This is a genomic window from Verrucomicrobia bacterium S94, from assembly GCA_004299845.1.
GTDB lineage: Bacteria > Verrucomicrobiota > Kiritimatiellia > Kiritimatiellales > Pontiellaceae > Pontiella.
Window position 1 is genome coordinate 4,018,380 of record CP036201.1, and the last position, 25,515, is coordinate 4,043,894.

Genomic DNA, 25,515 nt, shown 5'->3' on the forward strand with positions numbered 1-25,515 from the left:
CTATTCAGTTCCTGCTGTAATAGCGGGATCGCGGTCAGTTCCTTTCCCGTTTCGGAGGGTTGAGAAACTGAAAAAAAGGTGGATAACAGAGCGCTTTTCTGAGGTATGAAATCACTCAGTATGTTTGAAGCCGAAGGGGAAGAAGATCATGATTCAGCAGATCATTGCGGAGCATAAGCTTCATCTGCTCCAACCCTTCCATCGTGGTTTTATGCATGGCCCGAACCCCGCCGGCTTCATTAAGCAGTGCCAACACGCGGAGGTTTTCATCCGGTTTCGTGTTCAGGCGGTCATACGTTTCGAAAATTCGGGAGTCAAAAGGAGTGTATTCCAGCGTCATCATGGCCATTAACCCAGCCGTAACACATTGAGGGTGCTCACTGTTTGCTGTTTCAATCAGTGCGTCGGTATCGAATTTCAACAGACATTCCAATGGTTGCATCCATGAAGGCGGTTCTTTTCGCTGTAGCGCTTTGCCAGCTTCCAGATCGTTGAGCGCCAGCTGATGCAAACCGCATAGTCCCAGTGCATAAGCGCGGAGATACAGTGCATCGGCCGAATCCGGATGTTCGCGCAGAAAACGCTGAGCATATACGAGAGAACGGGCCTGATATACCTTACTGGAAGCGCTCCAGGTGTGGGCGCATCGTTGGCCGAGATGGGCATAGCCGCGTATCAGCAGGGCATAGGAATCAGCGGATGGATTCTGCAGGTGTTCGGCATGTGCGGTGCGCAACAGATCAATCAGGTCTGTCAGCCGGGGAGAGTCCGCTGCGGCTTGTCCGGGCAGCTTTTCCGGATATCCTGAAGATTTCCGAGGCGTTGCCAGGTTTGCGGCTTCTGTGCATGCCTGCTCCAGCAGAAGCAGATAATTTCCGGTTTCCAGTACGGCATTCCAGGTTTCCCTGCCTTTCGGACCGCCGGTCAGGTTGACTGAAAGACTATGCTCTGAGGGTTGACCGAATTCAAACCGCACGGTGAGGTCGGCGGGAGACTCGGCCGGTGCGCCTAAGGCCCGGTCCCGGCAGAGATACCCCAGATCGTCCCGGAAAACCTGAGCAACGGCCTGTCTTGCGATTTCGCGCTGGAGCAGCGGAATTGCAGGACCGTCCGTCTGCTGGTCAAGCAAGAGAACGGGTTGTGGCAGAGCCGCACAGCAGATGTTCAGGGAAATAATAATGGATGCAGTGGTCAGTATGCGTGTCATGGCAGTCCTCCTGTTTTTATAACTTCGCAAGGGATAGATTTTATTAATGAGAGAATATCGATGCATAATAAAGATAAAAAAACAGGACCATCTACCGGTTGAGTGAGAAAGGGATGCGCTTCCGGTTTCCGGAAAGCGGGGTATACGGGGTGGATTTCGTATGAAAAACGGAGTCCGTGTGTATTCAGGCAACTTTTTTATGTGGCAAATGAACGGTTGCGCAATTAGTCTGTCTCACAGTACGTATGCATTATTTCATGTATGGATAGGAATCTTAAATCCCCCGGAGGGCAGTATGAAGAAATGGTTGATGTTGGTGACGGCTGTCACCTTGAGTTCTGGCGTATTTGCAGCGGAAGGCTGGCTGACTGACTTTGAAAAAGCTAAAGCGCAGGCTAAAGAAGAAAATAAGCATATCCTGATTGATTTCAGTGGTTCCGATTGGTGCGGCTGGTGCATTAAGCTGGATAAGGAAGTGTTCCAGAAGGATGAATTTAAAGCCTATGCCAAAGACAATCTGGTGCTCATGATGGCCGACTTTCCGAGCGATAAGTCAAAAATCAGCGCGGAAACCATGAAGCAGAATGAAAAGCTGGCAAAAGAGTTCGGTGTGCGTGGATTTCCCACGGTATTCGTTCTGGCTCCTGACGGAAGTACGGTTGGAAAAACCGGCTATCAGGCCGGGGGGGCGGAAGCATATGTGGAGCATCTGAAAAGCATTATTGCTGAAAAGAAATAGAAGAAGCACGAATCCGTGCCGAAGAAATGGGCTGTCCTGACCGGGGCGGCCTTTTTTATTTCCCGAACCCCATATTGGCTGAAACTTCTGCCGCTGCGGATTTGATTTTCTGCGACATGCTTCGGATTCGGGCTTTGGTAAAGGTGCTGGTGGAGGCGGTGATACCTACAGCGGCAATGGTTTTGCCGAAGGCGTTGTTTACCGGTGCGGCGATGCAGCGCACGCCGGGAACATATTCCTGCTCGTCCAATGCATAGCCTTTGGAGCGGGTTTCTTCAATGGCGGCCATCACGGCGGCGGTCGTTGTGCAGGTTTGTTCGGTATGTTTCGTCAGTTCCAGCGTCCGGATGAATTTGGTCGGTTCCGGAATCTGGAATGCGAGGAAAACTTTTCCGGTGGCCGAGCAGTGCAGTTCAACCAGTGTGCCGGGGCGTGCGGCGATTCGGACGGGATGCGGGCTGTCGACCACTTCCACGAGCATGGAGCGGTCGCCGTTCAGCACGGCCAGGTGGCATGATTCGCCGGTATCCTGCGCCAGTTTACGAAGAACAGGGCGGGCAAAGCCTTTGATATCGAGATTATCCAGTGCCTTTACACCAATCTGGACCAGAGTGGGGCCAAGGGTCAGGCGGCCTTCATCGGTTTCATCAAGGAAACCGGAGTCCATCAGCGTTCGACTGATGCGCAGTGCCGTGGTGCGCGGGATGTCCAGGGATTGGACGATGTCTTTCAGCATAAGGCCGCCGGGGGTGTCGGCAATCAGTTGCATGACGTGGCAGGCTTTTCCGAGATTGGGGATATGATATTTATTCATGAACTTATTTGTTCATATATGAATCGAAGGGTCAATTTTAAATCCTTTTTTACCCGGCGCGGCTACCAGTGGATGCGGGGCGTGATATCCACCGGAAGGGGATCCGGCGGTGGCGGAGTGCCCTGTTCCACATCTTTCCGGACGGCAGATGGAGCGCGGCCGAAAATCCGGGTGAAGCGGCGTGAAAAATAGAGCGGGTTTTCGAAGCCGCAGCGCAGAGCAATTTCTTTTACGGAGAGGTTGGAACGGGTCAGGAGCACCAGAGCCAACTGCATACGCATCAGGGTTCCTGTATATACCGGGGGATAGCCGACGGAGCGGCTGAAGAGTCGGCACAGATGTTTGGATGAGCAGTTTGCTGAGCGTGCGATTTCGGCAAGGGTAAATTGGGCCAATGGGTTTTCATCAATTTGTTGACGCATCCATTTGAGTGCGCGCCGAACAGGTTCAGGCCGGTCGGGTTGAAAGCTTTCCCATTCCGCTTTTCCCGATTCAAAGCAGGTATTGATGAGCGATTCGACCAGCATACAGTCGCGATGTCCCGGGGGTTCGGCCGGCCAGTTCCGATGCTCATAGATATGTTTCATAATGTGCCGGAAAAGACTGACGCTCAGGTCGGGCGGGGTGTGGTGAATGCGCGGCCAGTTTTGCGGCGGAGGCCAGTCGGAGGGCAGGTGTGAGGCCCCGAAATGAAAAAAGGCGTGGCGGGTGATTTCAACGGGATCCCATTCATAGGTTTCTTCCGTTCCGGGCAGTCCGAAAATAAGCGAACCCGGGGGAGCCGGGTGGGCCTGACCATTGGCGATATATGTCGCCTGGCCGGAGAGAATGTATACGACTTCAAAATCGGTCAGCACACGGTTTTCCAGATGTTCTCCCGGCTGATAGAGAATCTCTCCGCCATAAAGGTAGTCCAGTTTTAAGTAGTCCGGTTGGGATTGCATATGCGAATATAGTGCATGTTTATGCAACTCAGGTCAATGGGCGTAATCCGTAGAACATGTTTAATTATAGTCCACTGAATAATCAGGGGAGTAAATAAAGATGACAGGAAAAGAGCGGCTTAAGGCGACAATACGACATGTTGAGCCGGATCGGGTTTGTGTCGATTTCGGAAGTAATGCTGTAACAGGCATGCATGTGCGCACGGTGGAGCTGCTGCGTGGGTTCTACGGTTTGGAAAAGAAGCCGGTGAAAGTGTGTGAGCCGTATCAGATGCTCGGCGAAATTGAAGATGATCTCCGTGAACGGCTGGGAATTGATACGGAGCCGCTGGTTGGGCATGGGACCATTTTCGGTTTTCGTAATGAGGATTGGAAGCTGTGGACGGCTCCATGGGGCCAGGACGTGCTGGTGCCGGCGGATTTTCAGGTTACATGTGATGCCCATGGGGATACGCTGATATTTCCGCAGGGAGACCGTTCTGCGCCGCCCAGTGGCCGGATGCCGGCGACGGGCTATTTTTTTGACTGCATTGTACGTCAGCCGGAAATGGATGAGGAGAACCTGAGTCCTGAAGACAATCTGGAAGAATTCAGTGTCTTAGATGAAGAGGCGTTAAACTGGTATCAGTCGGAAGCCATTCGGCTGGAGGGGAGTTCCAGAGGGATCGTGGCCTCAACGCCGGGTTCGGCGCTGGGCGATATCGCGCTCGTACCCGGTCCGTTTCTCAAATATCCCAAGGGAATCCGTGATATTTCTGAATGGTATATATCAACAGTGAGCCGTCAGGATTATATTCATGAGGTATTTCGTCAGCAGACGGATATCGCCATTGAAAATATGCGCCTGTTGAAAGAAGTGACGGGGGATCTGATCGATGTGGTCTTTACCTGTGGTACCGACTTCGGAACACAGACATCGCAGTTCTGTTCCGCCGATACCTATGAAGAGCTCTGGGCTCCCTATTACCGGCGGATGAATGACTGGATTCATGAAAACACGAGCTGGAAAACCTTCAAACACTGCTGCGGCGCGGTTTATCCGCTTATCGCGCATTTTGTTGATTCCGGATTTGATATTCTGAATCCGGTTCAGTGTTCTGCGGCGGATATGGATCCGCAACGGCTGAAGGATGAATTCGGGGACCGTATTGTTTTCTGGGGCGGGGGTGTGGATACGCAGAAAACGCTTCCGTTCGGAACGCCGGAAGAGGTGTATCGGGAAGTCCGGGAACGGATTGATATTTTTGCGCCGGGCGGCGGGTTTGTTTTTGATGCTATCCATAACGTACAGGCGAATACCCCGATCGAAAATGTAGTGGCGATGTTCAAGGCATTGGAGGATGCGCGTTCTCTTGTTTACTTATGAAATCAGTTCAGGAAATGACATCACGGTTTAACTATGATCTTTGCGGACCTAATAGTGAGGCCGCTGTCAGAAAGCGGCTGGCTGAAGCGGTCTGGTATCAGACCCCGGTGGCGCGTGATGCGATGCGTAAATTGCTCGAGCGTCGGAATGGTCCGGGGATGCGCGATTGCTTCATCTGGTTTGGGCTGATGGCCGGCTGCGCCTGGCTGACGGTTTTCCTTTGGGGCAGCTGGCCGGCGTTTTTTCCGTATATGCTCTATGCGGTTCTTTACGGTTCCACCTCAGACTCACGCTGGCATGAATCGAGCCATGGGACTGTTTTTAAAACCGACTGGTTGAATAATGTGCTTTATGAGGTTTCCTCGTTCATGGTTATGCGTGAATCCACCGTCTGGCGCTGGAGTCATACGAGGCATCATTCGGATACGATTGTGGTTGGCCGGGATCCGGAAATTGCAGTTCCCCGTCCGGTTCAGTTATTCAGGTTTATCCTTAACTTTACCGGGCTGCCCGCTGTATATGCTTATGTTCGTAAAATTCTGAAGCACAGTACCGGAAATCTTTTTGATGATGAGCGGACGTATATCCCCGAATATGAGCATGGCCGTATCATTTGGAAAGCACGGGCCGTGCTGCTGATCTATGCGGGATGCCTGGGTTGCAGTTGGTATTATCAGACTGTTTTTCCGCTGCTCTTTATCGGGCTTCCGAATCTGGCGGGGGCGTGGCTGATGCCCGTTTACGGTTTAACTCAGCATACCGGGCTGGCGGAAAATGTGCTGGATCACCGGAAGAACTGCCGTACGGTACAAATGAATCGCGTTAACCGGTTTCTGTACTGGAACATGAACTATCATATTGAACATCACATGTTTCCGCAGGTGCCGTATTACAACCTTCCGAAGCTGCACGAGCTGGTTCGTCACGACATGCCGTCCCCTATACCGGGCTTTGGGATGCCTGGCGGGAAATCATTCCGGCGGTTATCCGGCAGAGCAGGGATCCCGAATACTATGTTGAGCGGGAGGTTCCTGAGCCGGCGGCTGATAACACGGAATCCATGATACGCATAGATTCGAATGAAACACCCGATGAGGAAGGGTGGGTAAAGGTTGGCCATGCGGACCTGCTGTTGCCGGAAGACGTGCTGCGTTTCGATCATGATGAAAAAACCTATGCGGTATACCGGACGGCTGAGGGTCTGTTTTATGCCAGTCAGGGTATCTGTTCCCATGGTCAGACTCACCTGGCATCCGGTAAGGTGATCGGGTGTCAGATCGAGTGCCCAAAACATAATGGACGGTTTGATGTACGCGATGGATCGGTTCAGCGTAAACCGCCGAAAAACAGTCTGCAAATCTTTCCGGTGAAGTTGGATCAGGGAGACATACATATCAAGGTGACGGGATAATGATGAATCAAACTGTAAAAAAAAGAAGTCTGCTGATCATGGCGGTTTGTGCCGTATCGGCAGGAAGTGCTGTTGAATACCATGTTGCTAAAGATGGCAGAAATACCAATAGCGGAACATTAAACGAGCCCTTTCTGACGATACAGCATGCGGCAGAACAGGCAATGCCGGGCGATATCATTACGGTTCATGAGGGGATTTACCGGGAGGAGATTAATCCTCCGCGGGGCGGAACATCAGAGGAAACCCGTATCGTCTACCGTGCCGCGAAAGGCGAAGACGTTGTGATTAAAGGTTCGGAAGTCGCCAAAGGCTGGACGCATGTGAAGGGCGATGTATGGAAACTGGTTATTGCGAATCCCGAGGCGTTTTTCGGTACTTTCAATCCGTTTCGCACCCAGATTTACGGAGACTGGTATAAACATCTGGGCCGACTGAATCATGTGGGTCAGGTTTATCTCAACGGGCACTGGCTCACTGAAGCAGCGAGCCTTGAGGACGTCATGAAGCCGACGGGTGAGACGGCTCTTTGGTTTACCAATGACAACCGGTATCCCAAAGACCGTTACGGTCCGTCTATCGATCTGCTCGGTTTTACTTTAAATGGTGACAGCGCAGCTTTCATAAAAGCGGTTGATACTTCTGAACGGAAGGGGGCCGTAAATGGACATCATAAAGGCAAAGAACAGATCAGAGCCGCCCGTGCCGGCCAGTGGCTTAAATATGAAAACATCAACTTTGGAAAAGGTTCTTCCCGGATTACATTTCAGGCGCTCACTGAAACCGTAGGCGGTAGAATTGAAGTTCGTCTTGATGGACCGCAGGGTAAGCTTCTCGGAACCGGAACCATTGACTGTACAGGCAGCAGCTGGTCGGGCTGGCGGGAGTTTTCCGCTGATATCAAAGAAACCGGCGGAATTCACACCCTCTGCCTGGTTTTCAAAGACAAGCCCGAACCGGAACCCAATGCGGAGGAAGTGATCATCTGGGCGCAGTTTAAGGACGTGAACCCCAACGAAGAGCTTGTGGAAATCAACGCCCGCGAAACGGTCTTCTATCCCCGGAAAACAGGCATTAATTATATCACCGTTTCCGGATTTACACTGGAGCAGGCCAGCCCCAACTGGGCTCCGCCCACTGCGGAGCAGGTTGGACTGATCGGCACGCACTGGAGCAAAGGGTGGATTATTGAAAACAACACGATCCGCTATTCCTCCTGCACCGGCATTACGCTGGGAAAATATGGTGATGAAATGGATAACCGGGCGATGTCGGCGGAAGGCTATGTGGGCACCATAAAACGAGCCCACACCAACGGCTGGGCAAAAGGAAATATAGGCAGTCACATCGTGCGCAACAACAGCGTCTCCTATTGTGAACAGGCCGGGATCGTCGGAAGCATGGGCGCCGCCTTCAGCCGGATTATCGGCAATGAAGTCTTCCAGATTCACCAACGAGGACTTTTCAGCGGAGCCGAGATGGCCGGCATTAAATTTCATGCGGCGATCGATACGCTCATTGCGGATAATCATGTCTATGCATGCAACCGGGGTATGTGGCTCGACTGGATGACGCAGGGCACCCGCGTCAGTCAGAATCTGTTCCACGGAAATATGAGCGAAGATCTCTGGCTTGAAGTCAACCATGGGCCCTGTGTGATTGACAACAACTTCTTCCTCTCCCGCACCTCGATTAATGACTGGTCGCAGGGCAGTGCATTTATTCACAACTTTTTTGGCGGAAAGCTGAAACTGGAACCGCAAAGACGTGTAACTCCCTATCATAAAGCACACTCTACAGAGATTGCGGGTATGGATCATGGTTACGGAGGCGACAACCGTTTCTTCAACAATATTTTTTCCGGGCCCAACGCACTGGATGCATATAAGGACAGTAAACTTCCGATTATTTCGGACAGTAATCTGATGCAGGAGTTCGATTACGACATAAAAATAAAAAGAGACCGAGAACAGGTATTCCTCGAAATCACATGGCCGTCCCTTGCAAAGCTGCCCGGAACCTCTGTCGTCACAACCGGAAAGCTCGGAAATACAGCCATTTCCAAGTTGCCATACAGGAATTTCAACGGATTGGATCTGATTGTGAATAATGATTATTGGGGCAACTCCCGTAAAACCAAGTCGCCGACCGTCGGCCCGGTTCAAAAGATCAGGACAGGCCGCACCGAACTGAAGGTGTGGCCCAAAAAATAAGCGCTTAGAGTTGAGCTGATACGGTTGATGCACGAGACCGGCATGCCTGCCGGGAACGGGAAGAAGGGCGGTTTCGCTGTTGTCGCAGGCTCCGGGCCGGTTCACAGGCTCAACCGTTTCCGCCCTGTAACACGATACGGAGAGGATACTGAAAATGATGACCAGACTTAACATCCTGATACTTACCATGATTGCCGCAACAACCTATTCGGCGGAGTATCATGTATCTACTCAGGGAAATGATGCTTACTCCGGCACAAAAAGCAGACCCTTCAAAACCATATCAAAAGGAGCGGAAGTTGCTCAGCCGGGAGATACGGTTATCGTTCATGAAGGCGTCTATCGCGAGGAGATCAATCCTCCGCGCGGCGGTACATCAGATAAGCAACGCATTGTTTATCGGGCCGCCAAAGGTGAAAACGTTGTCATCAAAGGATCCGAAGTCGTCAAAGGCTGGACGCATGTGGAAGGCGACGTATGGAAACTTGTCATCGAAAATCCCGAGAGCTTCTTCGGAGCATTCAATCCGTTTCGTACGCAGATTTATGGCGACTGGTATCGCCATAAAGGTCGATTAAATCATGTGGGACAAGTTTATCTCAATGGTCATTGGTTGAGCGAGGCCTCAAGCCTGGAGGAGGTTATGAAACCGGCCGGGGAAACCGCTTTGTGGTATACCAATGACCAGCGTTATCCAACCGATCGCTATGGTCCCTCGGTTGACCTGCTTAAACTCGAATTAAATGGGGAGAAGGCAGCAGCGTTGAATGCGGTGGATTTTACCGATCGAAAAGGCGCATGGACCGGAACGCATAAAGGGGATGATTACATTAAAGCCGCCCGGGAGGGGCATTGGCTGAAGTATGAAGAGGTTAATTTCGGAAAAAAGACCTCTCAAATCACTTTTACCTGCATGACCGAATCCATCGGTGGACTTATTGAAATCCGTCTTGACAGTCAACAGGGCCAACTGCTTGGAATCTGTCCGGTTGATTATACGGGATCCAGGTGGACAGGCTGGCGGGAGTTTTCCGCAGACATCAAAGAAACCGGCGGAATTCACACCCTCTGCCTGGTTTTCAAAGACAAGCCCGAACCGGAACCCAATGCGGAGGAAGTGATCATCTGGGCGCAGTTTAAGGACGTGAACCCCAACGAAGAGCTTGTGGAAATCAACGCTCGCGAAACGGTCTTCTATCCCCGGAAAACAGGCATTAATTACATCACCGTTTCCGGATTTACACTGGAGCATGGGAGCCCCAACTGGGCTCCGCCCACTGCGGAGCAGGTTGGACTGATCGGCACGCACTGGAGCAAAGGGTGGATTATTGAAAACAACACGATCCGCTATTCCTCCTGCACCGGCATTACGCTGGGAAAATATGGTGATGAAATGGATAACCGGGCGATGTCGGCGGAAGGCTATGTGGGCACCATAAAACGAGCCCACACCAACGGCTGGGCAAAAGGAAATATAGGCAGTCACATCGTGCGCAACAACAGCGTCTCCTATTGTGAACAGGCCGGGATCGTCGGAAGCATGGGCGCCGCCTTCAGCCGGATTACCGGCAATGAAGTCTTCCAGATTCATCGCCGGGGGCTTTTCAGCGGAGCCGAGATGGCCGGCATTAAATTTCATGCGGCGATCGATACGCTCATTGCGGATAATCATGTCTATGCGTGTAACCGGGGCTTATGGCTTGACTGGATGACGCAGGGCACCCGCGTCAGTCAGAATCTGTTCCACGGAAATATGAGTGAAGATTTATTTCTGGAGGTTAATCATGGGCCCTGTGTAATCGACAATAACCTGTTCCTGTCCAGCACATCTGTTAGCGACTGGTCGCAGGGCAGTGCTTTCATTCATAACCTGATTGCAGGCAATGTGTGGGTCTCTCCTCAGGAGCGCCAAACGCCCTACCACCCTGCGCACTCCACCGAACTGGCCGGTCTCGATAAAATATATGGAGGGGATAACCGCTTTTTTAACAACATCTTTGCGGGCCGGGACGCCCTTATAAATTATAGAAAAGGCGAACTGCCGTTATTCACCGGAGCCAACCTGTTTTTGAATAAAGCCACTCCGCTTGATCCGGAAAAGGACGGTGCGGTGATGGCGGACTTTGATCCTCAGATTAATGTCGTGAGAGATGGTAATGATGCATATGTCGAAATGGTTTTTCCGAAAGTAAACGGCTTAAAAACGGAGATCATTACTACGGCTGATCTGGGTGAAGCGGCCATCCCGAAACTCCCTTATAAGAATTATGATGAAGCAGACCTCATCGTGAATAATGACTATTGGGGCAACCCGCGTAAAACAAAGGCGCCTTCGGCTGGTCCCTTTGAAGATTTTAAACCGGGTGCTGTTAAGCTGAAAGTCTGGCCGAAAAATAAAACCATTACGAAATGAAAACCTATATTGACGGACACTTATGTATGAAATTATTTCGACGGAAATTAATGGTCTTAACGCTGGCCGCTGCTGCGTGCTGCAGCGGGCGTCCTGCCACCGAACAAAAACCTTTAGCGGATGAGGATGGTTATAAGCTGTGGCTTCGTTATGCCAATCCCGGCGAAGCAGCATCGTCTTATAGAAAACAGGTTAAGCAGCTTCATATTGAAGGTAACTCGGCGACCAGTAAGATTATTCAAAAGGAGTTGAAGGCTGCCATAAAGTGCATGCTGGGCCATGACGTAAAGCTGTCCGGTGATTCGCTTCTAAGCGGCTCCGTGCTGATCGGCACCCCTCAAAATTCTTCAGTGATCCGAAATTTAAAATTAACAAAAGAGCTCGAACAACTGGGCGGTGAAGGCTTCATTATCCGGTCAACAAGCATTAATGAAAAGCGTGTCATCATCATTGCAGCGAACACTGATATCGGAACGCTCTACGGCGGTTACCATTTCCTGCGACTGATGCAGACGGGAAAGCCCATTGATTCGCTGGATATTGCCGAGGCCCCCGCGCTTCAGCTGCGGATGATGAACCACTGGGACCGGCTTGATGGCCGTATTGAACGAGGCTATGCAGGACGCTCGTTGTGGCAGTGGGATGAACTGCCCGATACGTTAAGCCCCCGTTATTCAGACTATGCCCGTGCCTGTGCCTCGATCGGGATCAACGCAGCGGCCGTCAATAACGTTAACGCCGACCCGCTTATCCTTTCAGAAGAATATCTCGAAAAAGTCGCCGCACTGGCAGATCTTTGGCGGCCGTATGGTGTGCGGATGTACCTGAGTGTAAACTTTGCTTCGCCCTTGGCGCTGGACGGATTGAAGACGGCCGATCCGCTGGATAAGAACGTTATTGCGTGGTGGAAAAGCAAGGCTGATGAAATCTACAAGCGTATTCCCGATTTCGGAGGTTTTGTGGTTAAAGCGGATTCTGAGGGACAACCCGGCCCGAAAACCTACGGACGTTCCCATGCCGAAGGGGCAAACATGCTGGCCGATGCGCTGGCTCCGCATAACGGTATCGTGCTGTGGCGCGCTTTTATTTACGACACCGAGGTGGATCCGGATCGTACGAAACGGGCTTATCTTGAGTTTACCCGGCTTGATGGCCGGTTCCGCCCGAATGTCTCGGTTCAGGTAAAAAACGGCACCTTGGACTTCCAACCTCGCGAACCGTTCCATCCGCTGTTCGGCGGGCTGAAAAAGACATCGGTTATTGCAGAAATCCAGGCGTCTCAGGAATATCTCGGGCAGGCAAAACATCTCGTCTATCACGGACCTATATGGAAAGAGTTTTTGGATTCCGATACATATGCCAAAGGAAAAGGATCAACGGTTTCCAAGGTTTTAGCCGGTGAAGTATATCCGAACCGCATAACCGGACTGGTATCTGTCACCAACCCCGGACTGGATCCTAACTGGTGCGGGCACCACTTTTCTCAGGCAAACTGGTTTGCTTTCGGCCGTTTGGCCTGGAACCCCGATTTAACGGCGGAAGCCATTGCGGACGAATGGATCCGTATGACGTTTACGAATGACGATAACGCTGTTTCCGCGATTCGCGATATGATGATGGGGTCGTATGAAACCTTTGTCCGATATTCTATGCCCCTCGGACTGAACGGGTTGATCGGCGGCGATCATTACGCTCCGGAGCCCTGGCACAAACAGGGCGGCATGCCGGCATGGTCGGCGGACTATTATCACAATGCATCCACCGCAGGCATCGGCTATGACCGCACCCGCAGAGGAAATCATGCGGTTGATCAATACCATCGGCCGGTCAGTGATCTGTTTAACGACCCGGAAACCTGCCCTGAAAAGTTTCTGCTCTGGTTCCATTACCTGCCATGGGATTACACCATGAAATCTGGCAGAACATTATGGGAAGAGCTGCAGTCAACGTATCAGCAAGGAGCTGCAGAAGCTGCTGAAATGCAGAAAGTATGGCAATCGCTGAAAGGAAAGATTGACGCACGCAGACATAAAGAAGTGGCCGATCGGCTGGCTGTTCAGGTAGCCGATTCGGCAAAATGGAGAGATAAGGTCTTAGCCTACTTCGGCCGGTTTGCGGAGCAGGATAAATAATACGGTATACGATGAAAATAAGAAACAGACTTAGAACCGCCTTCACCCTTGCTGTTTGCACAACGGCGACCTTTGCTGCGGAATACCACGTCTCTGTAAAAGGGAATGACGCCAACGCCGGATCAATGAGCAAACCTTTCAGAACGATCTCTAAGGGGGCCGAAGCGGCGATGCCGGGAGATACGATTATTGTCCATGATGGCATCTATCGAGAAGAGATTAATCCTCCGCGCGGAGGAACATCAGATAAAAAGCGTATTGTTTATCGTGCAGCAGAAGGTGAAAAGGTGATCATCAAAGGGTCTGAGATTGCCAGGGGGTGGACGCATGTGGAAGGCGATGTCTGGAAATGGGTCTGCAAGAATCCGGATTCCTTTTTTGGCTCCCACAACCCCTTCCGCACGCAGATCTGTGGCGATTGGTACATGCATTGCGGGCGATTGACGCATACGGCTCAAGTGTATCTGAACGGAAGTCCGCTCACTGAAGCCGCAAACCTGGATGAGGTCATGAAAGGAGCAGGCAGCAAGCCGCTCTGGTTCACCAACGACAACCGTCGGCCTGAAGATCATGCAGGGTCATCGGTAGATCTATTGGATATCACCTTTAACGGTAAAGGGGCCGGCTGCATTTCAGCGGCTTCATTTAGCGATTCGCAAGGTGTGAGAACGAAAACCCGGAAAGGGCAGACGTTCATCCAGCAGGCCAAAAGCGGAAGCTGGGTTACTTTTGAAAACGTTAATATGGGAAAAGATACCACGCAGGTTACGTTCAGCGGCTTATCGGACACCATGGGACTTCAGGTTGAAATCCGGCTCGACGGACCGGAAGGGAAACTGCTGGGCATATGCCCTGTAGGCTACACCGGCGATACGTGGGAGCTCAAATGGAAGACGTTCTCCGCCGGCCTTAAACGTGTGAGCGGAATACAGACGCTCTGTCTGGTATTTAAAGATCTTCCCGCACCGGAACCCAATGCGAAAGAACTCATTATCTGGGCGCAGTTTAAGGATGTGAACCCTAACGAGGAGCTCGTGGAAATCAACGCCCGTGAAACTGTTTTTTATCCCCGGAAGCCCGGCATCAACTATATTACCGTTTCGGGATTCACGATGGAACATGCAAGTCCCAACTGGGCTCCGCCGACCGCGGAGCAGGTCGGTCTCATTGGAACCCATTGGAGCAAAGGCTGGATTATTGAAAACAACACGATCCGCCATTCGTCATGTACCGGTGTGACACTGGGGAAATACGGGGATGAGTATGACAACACCTCGGCGGATAGCGCTGAGGGATATGTTGCAACGATTGAACGCGCTGCTGCAAACGGTTGGACGAAAGAAAATATTGGGTCGCATATTGTGCGCAATAACACGATCCATAGCTGCGGAGCTGCAGGCATCTGCGGCAGCCTTGGAGCCATCTTCAGCGAGATCTCAGGAAATCATATCTACGACATCAATATCGATAAACCATGGTCCGGATATGAAATGGCCGGTATTAAATTTCATGCCCCCATTGACATGCTGATTAAGGATAATTGCATCCACCGGACCTCGCGAGGCATCTGGCTCGATTGGATGACGCAGGGGACACGGATCACAGGAAATCTTCTCTATGATAACGGACGTCAGGACCTTTACATGGAGGTAAATCACGGTCCCTATATCGTGGACAACAATATCTTCGCAACAGAAAATCCGTGGAGCACGCTTAAGGACCGGTCGCAAGGCGGGGCATATGTACATAACCTATTTCTCAATATCATCGACGCAAAACCGGACGGTCGGCAAACGCCCTATCATGAAGCGCATTCCACCAAAATACTTGGCTTAAGCAAAATTTATGGAGGCGACAGCCGTTTTTACAACAACCTGATCGGGGGTAGAGGTCTTGTTGATTACAACCGAATGGAGCAGCCGTGCACTGCGCAGGGCAATGTCTATCTTGCCGGTGCAGAACCTCTGGCAGACGAAAAGGATCCAGTGATTGTATCCGAAGACGAAGCCGAATGGAGTCTTTTTACAGCGGATGATGCGGTTTTGCTGAAGGTAAAACTTCCGGCGAGGGTGCATGATGAGAACAGGACGTTCGTCACGACAGCGCTATTGGGAAAAACGGAGGTGTCCGGGGCATGGTTTGAGCATCCGGACGGCACTCCGCTGACCATCAATACCGACTATTTCGGGAATAAAAGGGTGTCTGAAAATCCCGGTGCAGGGCCGGTTCCCATGCAGGGATCCTGTGAAATGACCTTCCGGGTTTGGCCGAAAAACAAGGCGCGTTAGTCCACCGCAAATACATTTATCATCAGGAGCAATACCATAATAAATCGTAATTTAATCCGGAGGCGAGGACTCTGTGGAATTGCACTGTCTGTTCCGGATGCGCGGGCCGAGCCGCTTTTTGAATATCGCGCCACGCACCGTCTGACTCCCGTGTTTAATTATGAAGATGATTTCAGACCTGATTTTTAAGCCCGATGTCTATTCTTTTTTATTGCCTCCGGCTAAGACAATGAATCTTAAACGTATGCAGATTCCGATAGACACACCTGAGTTAATAGAAGCTGCGAAGCAGTCGTTTCGTTTCCGAGGTGATCTGGCAACGGGCTGGAGTATGGTCTGGAAAACCGCGCTATGGGCTCGTTTAAAAAATGGAGATCATGCCTGTAAAATTAGGAGCAGTTTGCTGTTTCCGCTGGACAAGGCGGAAAAAGGGCGGTGAAAAGGTTTCCCATCTGCATGATTCCCGCTGATTCGGGGGGGGCTTTGAAATTTTGTTACAGAAACGATGATGAAGCAGGTTCCATGCTAAGCCTCTGTTATGGGACCGCTTCACACATGAATCACCGAAACCGGAATAGGAAATGGAATGAATAAGTTGCTGTTAATTATGTCGTCGCTCATTTCTGCCGTGTTGGCTGATGTTACTTTTCAAGAGGTTCCCATGCCGAATCCTTCTCCTGGATTTGTCTGGGAATCTCCGAAACCGTTTCCTGAAAACTGTCCGTTCGAGCAGTCGTCAATGGCGAACCGGATCTATTTTACCGGCAGACACAGCAGTTACTGGATGGGTGATACGGTCTATCCTTCATGGGCCTCCGATGGAAACCTTTATACTCCGTGGACGGATGGGGTAACCGATGGGGTGTCGTGTAATTCGTATGCGGCTAAAGGGGCCGGGGCCCGGACGGGTCATGCCGTGTTGAAAGGTGATGATCCATTGTCGCTGGAAATTAAAAATACATCGCCGCCCAAGCCGGCCAGCGCCCTTCCTTATTGCGGACGCTATCCGGCGGGCTCACTTGTGCATGATGGTATCTGGTATTACGGCACGTACTGTCTCGGACCCCGGGCCGGATATTACCATAATAAATTTACTTATAATTGGCCCAACCTCGGTCCCATGCCCGGTTTTCAAATCTCTTATGATCTCGGGAAAACATGGGTTGACTCCCCTCATACACCAACCCGGCCTCTTTTCCCTGAACCCGGGAAAGCCTATGGAGCTGTTAAAATGGGGGCGCCGCACTTTGTTGATTTCGGGAAAAACATGGAACATTCGCCCGATGGGAAAGCGTATCTGATTGCAATGGGGGCGGAGGATAATGATCCGATGCCGCGTCCTTGCATCACGAAGGGTGAGTTGGGGAAATCGTATAAATCAGCAGCGTGTTCTGATGAACCCCTTGTTTCGGATCACGACATTGATTGGATGGAAGAGCACTATGCACATGCGAATCTGAGCTGGATCTCCGCCGACCAGATTTATCTGGCCCGCGTGACACCATCCCCGGAAACGATCAACAATGAAGCCGCTTATGAATATTTTGGCGGACATGACCAACAGGGGAATCCTGTTTGGACGGATGATTTTGAGCAGATCAGACCGCTGATCGAATGGAATAACCATATGGGCTGTGTCACGGTCACGTATGTTCCTCATCTGAAAAAATATCTGATGTGTGTGACCGACGGCTGGCCGACCGTCGCCAAAATGGATTCCTACATTCTCGAAGCAGATGTGCTTACGGGGCCGTGGCGAATCGTCACGTATATGGAAGATTTTGGTGAGCAGGCTTACTTTCTGAATTTCCCGACTAAATTTATTAAAGAGGATGGCACGTTTTGGCTCTGCTATTCCGCCAATTTCAGTCCCGATTGGAATGGGGTGAAACTGGAGTTTAAACCGTATGGCGGACGTTACGGATTATGTCTGCACGAAATGCGGTTTCTCGCTGAGGACGAAAAAGATCCGGATGAACCCGATCCATATTCAATGGATCTTGTAACAGGGAATATTGCTCGCTTTGCGACCGTTCAGGTCAGTTCGCTTCAAAAGAAAAAGGGCCGGCGAGGTCCAACGAAAGAGGGTCTGGTCGATGGCATAGTCGACGGTTATCCGAATAATATTGAAACGGAATGGGTCAGTGAAAAGGAACAGGCAGGTGCTTGGGTCCGGCTTGAATGGGAAACTGAAAAGAGGATTGACCGTATCATTCTCGCTGACCGACCGAATGAACATGATCAGGTTCTTTCGGGTACGCTCAGTTTCAGTGACGGATCTTCAATTGATGTCAGCCGGCCGCTGCCGAACGATGCGAAGAATGGCGTACAGGTCTGTTTTCCCGCCAAAACGATCCAATGGGTTCAGTTTGAAATCACCCGTATCAAAGAGCGCAGCAGATACATTGGCCTTTCTGAGATGGCTGTTTTTGAGGCTCAACCGGAGGAATAAACCGTATTTCAGAAACGGGGTGTTCATATTTGAACAATTGTTCATATTCCGATGTTCTGGAATCGTACGGGACTCTGGGTGGAGTAATTATGACGGACTGGAGGTATTGATGACCAAACGAGTTGCATTCCTATTGGCCGGAACAGTCCTTGTGTCGACGGTTTTGGCCGGTTTAACGGAAATGGTGGTGCCGGTTGACTGGAACCGGTTTCCGGGGACAGCCCAGCCGAGCCCCGAATTCGAACTGAGTTCGAGGCTGGTTGCAAATGCTGCCCGCCATTCGCAGCATTGGGCGGAGGTGACGTATGAAACGCAGGCCGGACGTTATCTGATTAAGAATGAAAACAAGGAGCACACCATCCGCCCGGCCACGAGTGCGGCCTATGGACTGGCTGTGGCGCTTTGTACCGGTACTGTCAGCGGAGAGGAAGCGCTGGAAATTACGCTGAAACTGATCCGCGGTGCGGCATCGATCCATAAGGCCAACGGCGGAAAGTGGGGCGATCACTGGCAGTCATCGCTTTGGGCTGCGCAACTGGGGCGTGCGGCCTGGATGCTGTGGGATGAGCTGGATATGGAAACCCGGGAGCAGGTGGCCCGGCTGGTTGTGCACGAAGCCGGCCGGAACTTCAGGGTGCGTTACTGGAACGGAAAAGGGGGGATTCCAAGGCCGAGGAAAATTCGTGGGATTCAATGATCCTGCAGGTGGCTGTGGCGATGATGCCGAAACATCCGGATGCAGGGGAGTGGAAAAGAAAATGCAGTGCACTGCTGGTTGGTTCCTACTGCCGTCCGTCCGATATGAAGCGGACGGATGTCACGCTCGATGGAAAAACGCCGGCAGAATGGCTGGATGGATATAATATCCGCGAGGACGGTATCGTCATAAATCATAATCTGATCCACAATGATTATATGGCTTCCATTGCTCATTTACAGATGCAGGGGTTTATGGTCTTTCCGCTCGCCGGACAGCCGGTCCCGGAGTCGATTGATTTCAACTTTCCAATGATTTACCGCACGCTGGCGACAAAAGAATTTGTGTCGCCGCCGTTCAAAGAGCCCGGCGGAACGATGTTTATTCCGGGAAGTCCGGAGCAGTATTATCCGAAGGGCACGGACTGGTCGAAATACCGCTATGCCTGTTTTTACGGTATGGATGCGTTGTTTGATGTGCTCGGTTACGACGCAGGTCTCGGGGAAAAGGCTTCGGAATGGCGGAGGCTGCGCGGGGAGCGTATGCTGGAAATGCAGTTGCGGCATGCCGACGGGCGTCTGTATGCGCCGGGGGAATACGACACCTACAAAGGTGTAGAACAGATGGTGTTCTGGATGATGGCGGATGCACATCTGCTGCAATGGTTGAGCGATCATGGTGTCTGCTTTGACCGGAAAAACCGGCTGGAGGAATAGGATGAATGGTGCTGTTTTCGGGATGCTGATGGCGATGGCAACGGTGGTGACGGCGGATGAAACGCTGATTCGTCGGCAGTTTACGGCATATTATGTGCAGACCTCGGCAAGTGAGCCAGCCGCGAAAAAATATATGCAGGACCTGCGCGCGGACGGCACATGGGCGGATGTTGATTATACCAGTAAACGGCGCGGAAACTGGCCGACACGCCGTCATCTGACCCGGCTGGAGAATATGGCCGCGGTTTATGCTGATCCCGGTGCCGCGCTTTTCCGCTCATCGGAACTTCGCGATGCGATTGTTTCCGGACTGAATAATTGGGTGGAACAGGACTATCGCAATCCGAACTGGTGGCAGGGCCGAATCGGGGTGCCGAAATCTATGGCGACGACTCTGATGCTGCTGGGGGACGGCTTACCGGATGATGTGCTGAAAAGGGCGCGGCCGATTCTGTTGCGGAGTAAAATGGGGATGACCGGGCAGAATAAGGTATGGTGCGCGGGCAACAATGTGATGATCGGTCTGCTGTATGATGAGCCGGATCGGATTGCAAAAGCGGTGGCGGAAATCTGGTCGGAACTGCGCGTTTCGACGGAGGCGGGCATTCAGCCTGACTGGAGTTTTCACCAGCATGGACCCCAGCAGCAGTTCGGGAACTACGGGGCTTCGTTTGCCGGAGATATGATCAAATGGGCCTCCATTCTGCGGGGAACGGATTATGCTTTAAGCGGGGATAAACTGGAGATTCTGCGGAACTATATATTGGATGGCGTTTCCTGGATCATCTGGAACGGACGGATGGACCTGAGCGGCTGCGGGCGGCAGATCGATCAGGGGGCGCAAGGGGCAAAAGGCCGCGAAACGCTGCGCCAGCTGAAGGTCATGCCTTCAATCGATCCTGAATGTTCCGATAAATATAAAGCGGTTTTGAACCGGGCAGGATTTAATCCGTTCTGGCGCTCCGAAATGGCCGTGCAGCGCAGGCCGGACTGGTATGCTTCGGTCAAAATGAGTTCAACGCGGGTGATCGGAGCGGAAACCTGTAACTCGGAAAACATGCAGGGGTTGCATCTGGGCGACGGTATGCTGCTGGTTTATCGCGATGGCGGTGAGTATGAAGACATCGCTCCGGTTTGGGATTGGAAGCGTTTGCCGGGTACTACGTGCGATCAGGGTATGGATGATCTAATGCCTAAAGGAGCTTCTGGCAGCTATGGCGGTTCTGATTTTTCGGGGGTTCTTGGAACCGGTGAAACCGGTATGGCTGCAATGGTGTATAAACGAAAAAATCTTGTTGCCCGGAAGTCATATTTTTTCTTCAGAGATCAGGTGGTTTGTCTGGGGGCGGGAATTTCCGGAGAAACCGACGGAGATGTTTATACTGCGGTTGAGCAGTCTTGGCTGAACGCTCCGGTAGTGCGGGAGGGCCGTATGATACGGCATGGCGTTGCCGTCTATGAGGTGCTGGATGGAGATGCCGAGGTTGCGTATGGAACGGTGGATGGAAACTGGGAGCCCAGTTTTACCACGCGCGGGGACCGTCCGGTTTCGGGGGATGTTTTCAGTGTATGGATCAATCATGGAACATCACCGAAGCAGGCCGCTTATGTTTACAGGATTTTGCCAACCGGGGCGGTGGATCATGCTGAAGAGATTGCGGTGGTGGAAAATACAGAAAAGGTGCAGGCGGTTATGTGCGGCCGTTCGGCCTGTGCGGTATTTTATGCAGCCGGAAAAGTGCGGCTGGGTAACAGAACCGTAGAAGTGAACGGGCCCTGTCTGCTGATGTTCTCTGATGCCGGAATGAAGGTTGCTGATCCGACGCATTCGCTTCAGTCTCTGGAGATTAAGATGAATGGTAGGACGATTGAAGTGAAGCTGCCGCAGGGAAAACAGCGGGGAATGCCGGTGGAGGTGCAGTGATATGCGTATGTTTTGGATGGGGCTGTCTGTTGTGTTGTTATGGTCGGGCCGGGTTCCGGGAAAAACGGAGACTGAATATCCGATTGAGAAAAAGATGCCGGTTGAGGCGGTGATCACCTATCCGGATTCCAATCCGCTTCGTGAGGCGCTTTTGCCGGTTCCGGAAACCGCGGTGTTCCGGATGGAGGGCTGGTGTCTGTGGGACCCCTCGGTCATTAAGGTCGGCGATACCTACCATCTGTTCTGTTCCCGCTGGCCGAAAGCGGATGATCATTCTTTCAATTCAGGGTGGATGCGGAGTCATGTGATCCGGGCAACGTCGAAGAACCTGTTCGGTCCGTATGAGTTTCAGGAAGTGGTACTGCACCCGAAGGATCATCCGTGGGCAACGCGCGGGATTCATAACCCGAAAATTACGAAAGTAGGTGATCGCTTTCTGCTCTATCATCTGGGCATTCCGAAATGGTCCACGGGGTTCGCCTATGCCGATGCCATCGAAGGGCCCTGGGAGCCGTTGCCGCAACCGGTGCTGAAGGCCAACAATCCGGCTCTGCTCGTTCGTGAAGACGGTTCGGCCTACATGGTTTCGAAACATAAACCGAAACCGACGAAGGATGGAAAGTGGGATGCCTGCATGAAAGCGCATGTGGCCGATCAGGTGAATGGTCCGTATAAAACCTTCGGTGAAGGCCGTAACCGGCTGCCTTATGATTTTGAACTGGAGGACCCGACCATCTGGTGGGCGAACAATCAGTACAATGTCATCTGTACCGACTGGGAGGGCAAAGTGACCGGCATTCAGAAACCGGTTGTTTATTACACCTCCAAAGACGGTATTCATTATGAACTTTATTCTGATATTCCGGTCTGGACGCAGACCGAACCGATTCTACTGGAGGATGGAACGCAGCTCGAAGCCAGCCGGATTGAACGCCCGCAGGTATATATCAATGAAAAAGGCGAACTGGAGGCTCTGTTGGTTGCTGTGGGAATTGAAGAGCGGAGTCATGACTATATTGTGATCCGTCCGGTGGATCATTTTGTGCCAACGAATGGAGTGAAAAGTGAAAATTGAACATTTTGCCTATCAGGTGGAAGATGCCACTGCTGTTGCAAACTGGTATAGCGAACAGCTGGGATTTTCGGTGAGACGCGGGTCGGAAAAACCGTTCCCGGTGTATTTTCTGGCCGATGCTTCCGGTGATGTTATGATTGAAATCTACAGTAATCCGGCGGTTCAGACTCCGGATTATGCCTCAATGGATCCGTTGATTCTGCACATGGCGTTTGTCTGTGATGATATTCCTGAAACCATTCAGCGGCTGGAAGCGGCGGGGGCCACGCGGGTTTCCGGCCCTGACGAAACCCCGGCGGGTGATGTGCTGGCCATGCTGCGCGATCCGTGGGGACTGGCGATTCAGTTGTGCCATCGGGCTGTGTCCATGATTCAGGTTTAGAGAGAACCAAAAAAACAGCGATGTTTGAAACTCCGCAGGCGTTACTGGAGAATCTGCTGGCCCCAATGGTGTCGGTACAGATTTTTTCGGCTATACTGATTTATTTCACGATTGTCCGGAGGCGTATTGCAGCGGATTATAAATTATATGTCTGTTTTCTGGTGACCTTTATCCTGTTTCTGATCGGTCGGATTCTTCAGGGGTTTTCGGTTTTTTTTCATTTTATTCCGTTCTGTTTGTCCGGATGGGGCTGTTGTTTGGTGTTGGAATTCCATCGTTGCTGGTTGCCGCGGCGGTTCAGTCGGGGATGAACCGGTCGAAGGCGTTGTATGTCTGGCCCTATGCCGTCGGTGCTGTGATTTCCCTGGCTTATATTGCTTTTGCCGATGCGGGGATGCAGGAGTTGGTGGTTACAAAAGAAATGCTGGCGTGGCTTCCGTTCCGGATTACAGTCCGTGCTGCACATAAAGTTCAGATTGCCGGTGCGGTGATTATGCTGGTTCTGCCTTGCGGGGCGCTTCTTCTCAGAGAGCTTAAAAATCAGCGTAATCCTAATCTTCTGGCCTTCCTGGCGGGGGCTTTTCTTTTCGGTATCTTTTTTGTGGTGGGAACGGTGCGCCCGAAAAGCTACGGGATTTATTATGTCGGGTCGATTTTCAGCGGGTTGTGCTGGAGCTGGGCGGTTTTCCGGGATATCCGAGATATGAAGGGCCGAATGACGCTTCTGAAGGAAGAGCTGCAGTTTCAGATTCAGTCCGGGCGGGGAGAGCGGAATTCGGAAATTGAGCGTTTGCTGGGAAATCTTGAGGAACTTTCGCAGGGAAATCTGGGGGTCTATAAAATGCGCATTCGCGAAATCCTCAGTATGTTGACCGATGCCACGATAGAAGCTGGCGGGGATGCGGAGGTTTTGGTTCAGCGGAATGCCGAACGCAGTAGTGCGATTGAAACGAGTATGGATCCGGATGCAATCCGTGAAATGGTTCGTGCGGAGGCGGTGGAGCTTTCGACGCTGATTGCTGAAATTCCGGAGCAGAAGAGCACCAAGCTCGTCGAACAGGCTGTGGCGTATCTGAAAAACCGCTTCAGCGAAGATGTGAGCGTGGATAAAATGGCAGAGTCACTGGGCATCAGTCGTTCGCACCTTATGCGCGAGTTCAAAAAAGGGACCGGGAAAACGATCAACCAATATCTGACCGCATTGCGGATCGGGCAGGCCGGAAAGCTGTTGGCGACCGCTTCGGTGACCGATACCGCCTTTGCGGTGGGCTATAATAATTCCAACTATTTCAGCACCGTTTTCAAGAAGCAGACCGGGCTCAGTCCGCTTGAATTCCAGAAAACGCTCAAAAAAAGATCTGCCGGATCTGAGCTTTAAAAGCCGAAAACATTAGGTTTTTTGAACAGAGCACTTTTTTAGAGGTCCGTTCGGCACAAAACTGAAGGCGTAAAATCGGTACTCGGGTTATTTCTTCTTCTTTCCGCCCGCAATCTGGTTGCGGGGAATTTTGAACGGGGTAGAAAAGGAATGGATCGATGCAGAAAAGTGTATGTTTAATTGCAGGACTGTTGGTCGTAGGCCATGTTGTTTTCGCAGAGGCGAAAGAGGTGGATTCTTTCAGTAAACCGGTCATTAAAATCACTATGGAAAAGGTGGCTGACTGGCAATACACCCATGAATTTGACGGAAGAAATCTGGCGAAAAAAGGGGATCAGCGCTACCTCCATTGGATTTACGGTCCGTATGTAAATGGTCTGGTTGCTGCAGGGCGGGCGACGGACGACCGGGTTTTTACGCGGCTTGCGGAATCGATCGGGAAACGCGCCGGCTGGGGTGCTCTTCAGTGGGGCTGGGTAGCCAATCATCACGCCACGCTTCAGTCCTGGATTGAGCTCTATGAACAGGATCCGGACCCGGTTAAAATTGCCGAAACGGTGAAATCGCTGGATTTTTATATTGAAAAAAACGCCGGTGCAGACGACGACATGCGGTTCGTTAAAAAGAATGAATATAAATGGTCGTGGTGTGATGCGCTTTATATGTCGCCACCGGCCTTCGCACGGTTGGCGAAGGTGACCGGCGACGATAAATATCTCGAATTTCTGCACAAATGGTGGTGGATTGCGTCGGATTTTTATTACAGCCCGGAGCATCAGCTCTATTTCCGCGATCAAAGTTTTTTCACCAAAAAAGCACCAAACGGACAGCCGGTATTCTGGTGCCGTGGTAATGGCTGGGTGATTGGCGGACTCGTCCGTGTTCTCCAGTATCTGGAAGCGAACGATCCCATGCGGCCGAAGTATGAAGCACAGCTGAAGGCCATGCTGGGTAAGTTGAAAGAAATCCAGTGCAACGACGGCTTGTGGCATGGAAGTTTACTTGATCCGATGTCGCCGGATCAGCCGGACACCAGCGGCAGCGGTTTTATTCTGTATGGATTTGCCTATGCGGTGAATGAAGGGTTGATTTCAAAGGCCGAGTATATGCCGGTGATTGAAAAAGCCTGGCCGGCACTGCTTTCTCACGTCAGTCCGGAAGGGGAATTTATCGGGGTTCAGCCGGTAGGAGACAGCCCGAGAGGATTTGATCCGGACTATTCAATTCCGTATGGCACCGGCGCATTCCTGCTGGCAGCAGGTGAAGTGTATAAAATGGAGCGCTAAGGTGATGCTGAAGGTCTACAGATCGCCTGCCGAAGCTGACCATGTCCGATGGTTTCAACTGGAGAAAAATAATGTTTA

General features: G+C 51.7%; 20 protein-coding genes. 17 read left to right on the forward strand and 3 right to left on the reverse strand.

All coding sequences use genetic code 11. The annotated features are described in order from the left end of the window. Positions 1–115: 115 nt before the first annotated feature. Entirely contained in the window at positions 116–1,207 is a 1,092-nt protein-coding gene (locus EGM51_17690) for a hypothetical protein (protein ID QBG49137.1), read from the reverse strand. 208 nt (positions 1,208–1,415) lie between these two features. Here EGM51_17690 and EGM51_17695 point away from each other — a divergent pair, with 208 nt between their 5' ends. Beyond that, on the forward strand, positions 1,416–1,946 hold the full coding sequence (locus EGM51_17695; GenBank protein QBG49343.1) for a thioredoxin family protein: 531 nt from the start codon (positions 1,416–1,418) through the stop codon (positions 1,944–1,946). Positions 1,947–2,001: 55 nt separating this feature from the next. Here EGM51_17695 and EGM51_17700 read toward each other — a convergent pair whose 3' ends face one another. Both EGM51_17700 and EGM51_17705 read right to left on the reverse strand, forming a co-directional pair. Beyond that, positions 2,002–2,760 carry an IclR family transcriptional regulator gene (locus tag EGM51_17700; GenBank protein ID QBG49138.1) on the reverse strand — a complete coding sequence of 253 codons (759 nt, stop codon included), beginning with the start codon at positions 2,758–2,760 and terminating at the stop codon, positions 2,002–2,004. Between the two features lie 62 nt (positions 2,761–2,822). Beyond that, positions 2,823–3,704, reverse strand: coding sequence for an AraC family transcriptional regulator (locus EGM51_17705; GenBank protein QBG49139.1), 882 nt, complete (start codon positions 3,702–3,704; stop codon positions 2,823–2,825). 100 nt (positions 3,705–3,804) lie between these two features. On the opposite strand from EGM51_17705, the gene EGM51_17710 reads away from it, so the two are divergent. From EGM51_17710 to EGM51_17785, 16 genes are all read left to right on the forward strand, one after another. Next, entirely contained in the window at positions 3,805–5,070 is a 1,266-nt protein-coding gene (locus EGM51_17710) for a methyltransferase (GenBank protein QBG49140.1), read from the forward strand. Further along, complete coding sequence (locus tag EGM51_17715) at positions 5,067–6,134, forward strand: fatty acid desaturase (protein QBG49141.1); 1,068 nt, start codon at positions 5,067–5,069, stop codon at positions 6,132–6,134. Before EGM51_17710 ends, EGM51_17715 begins: the two co-directional genes overlap by 4 nt. Then, on the forward strand, positions 6,131–6,481 hold the full coding sequence (locus EGM51_17720; GenBank protein ID QBG49142.1) for a non-heme iron oxygenase ferredoxin subunit: 351 nt from the start codon (positions 6,131–6,133) through the stop codon (positions 6,479–6,481). The genes EGM51_17715 and EGM51_17720 overlap by 4 nt, the downstream gene beginning before the upstream one ends. Beyond that, entirely contained in the window at positions 6,481–8,694 is a 2,214-nt protein-coding gene (locus tag EGM51_17725) for a carbohydrate-binding protein (GenBank protein QBG49143.1), read from the forward strand. Before EGM51_17720 ends, EGM51_17725 begins: the two co-directional genes overlap by 1 nt. A 154-nt stretch (positions 8,695–8,848) precedes the next feature. Next, positions 8,849–11,107: a carbohydrate-binding protein gene (locus EGM51_17730; GenBank protein ID QBG49144.1), complete on the forward strand. Its 2,259-nt coding sequence runs from the start codon at positions 8,849–8,851 to the stop codon at positions 11,105–11,107. After that, on the forward strand, positions 11,104–13,239 hold the full coding sequence (locus EGM51_17735) for an alpha-glucuronidase (GenBank protein ID QBG49145.1): 2,136 nt from the start codon (positions 11,104–11,106) through the stop codon (positions 13,237–13,239). Before EGM51_17730 ends, EGM51_17735 begins: the two co-directional genes overlap by 4 nt. An 11-nt stretch (positions 13,240–13,250) precedes the next feature. Further along, positions 13,251–15,527, forward strand: a complete 2,277-nt coding sequence (locus EGM51_17740) for a carbohydrate-binding protein (GenBank protein ID QBG49146.1) — start codon at positions 13,251–13,253, stop codon at positions 15,525–15,527. 160 nt (positions 15,528–15,687) lie between these two features. Then, on the forward strand, positions 15,688–15,966 hold the full coding sequence (locus EGM51_17745; protein ID QBG49147.1) for a hypothetical protein: 279 nt from the start codon (positions 15,688–15,690) through the stop codon (positions 15,964–15,966). 147 nt (positions 15,967–16,113) lie between these two features. Beyond that, positions 16,114–17,979: a hypothetical protein gene (locus EGM51_17750; GenBank protein QBG49148.1), complete on the forward strand. Its 1,866-nt coding sequence runs from the start codon at positions 16,114–16,116 to the stop codon at positions 17,977–17,979. A 109-nt stretch (positions 17,980–18,088) separates the two neighbouring features. Then, positions 18,089–18,676: a hypothetical protein gene (locus EGM51_17755; GenBank protein ID QBG49149.1), complete on the forward strand. Its 588-nt coding sequence runs from the start codon at positions 18,089–18,091 to the stop codon at positions 18,674–18,676. Beyond that, positions 18,673–19,392, forward strand: coding sequence for a hypothetical protein (locus EGM51_17760; GenBank protein QBG49150.1), 720 nt, complete (start codon positions 18,673–18,675; stop codon positions 19,390–19,392). Before EGM51_17755 ends, EGM51_17760 begins: the two co-directional genes overlap by 4 nt. Then, positions 19,352–21,316, forward strand: a complete 1,965-nt coding sequence (locus EGM51_17765) for a hypothetical protein (GenBank protein QBG49151.1) — start codon at positions 19,352–19,354, stop codon at positions 21,314–21,316. Before EGM51_17760 ends, EGM51_17765 begins: the two co-directional genes overlap by 41 nt. A gap of 1 nt (position 21,317) precedes the next feature. Beyond that, a complete protein-coding gene (locus EGM51_17770) occupies positions 21,318–22,391 on the forward strand; it encodes a hypothetical protein (GenBank protein QBG49152.1) in 1,074 nt (357 codons plus the stop codon). Then, on the forward strand, positions 22,381–22,773 hold the full coding sequence (locus tag EGM51_17775) for a VOC family protein (GenBank protein QBG49153.1): 393 nt from the start codon (positions 22,381–22,383) through the stop codon (positions 22,771–22,773). Before EGM51_17770 ends, EGM51_17775 begins: the two co-directional genes overlap by 11 nt. Before the next feature lie 244 nt (positions 22,774–23,017). Continuing rightward, the gene (locus tag EGM51_17780; GenBank protein QBG49154.1) at positions 23,018–24,151 is read left to right on the forward strand and encodes an AraC family transcriptional regulator; all 1,134 of its coding nucleotides are present in this window, start codon (positions 23,018–23,020) and stop codon (positions 24,149–24,151) included. Positions 24,152–24,309: 158 nt separating this feature from the next. Further along, a complete protein-coding gene (locus tag EGM51_17785; protein QBG49155.1) occupies positions 24,310–25,437 on the forward strand; it encodes a hypothetical protein in 1,128 nt (375 codons plus the stop codon). The last annotated feature ends 78 nt before the right edge of the window (positions 25,438–25,515 follow it).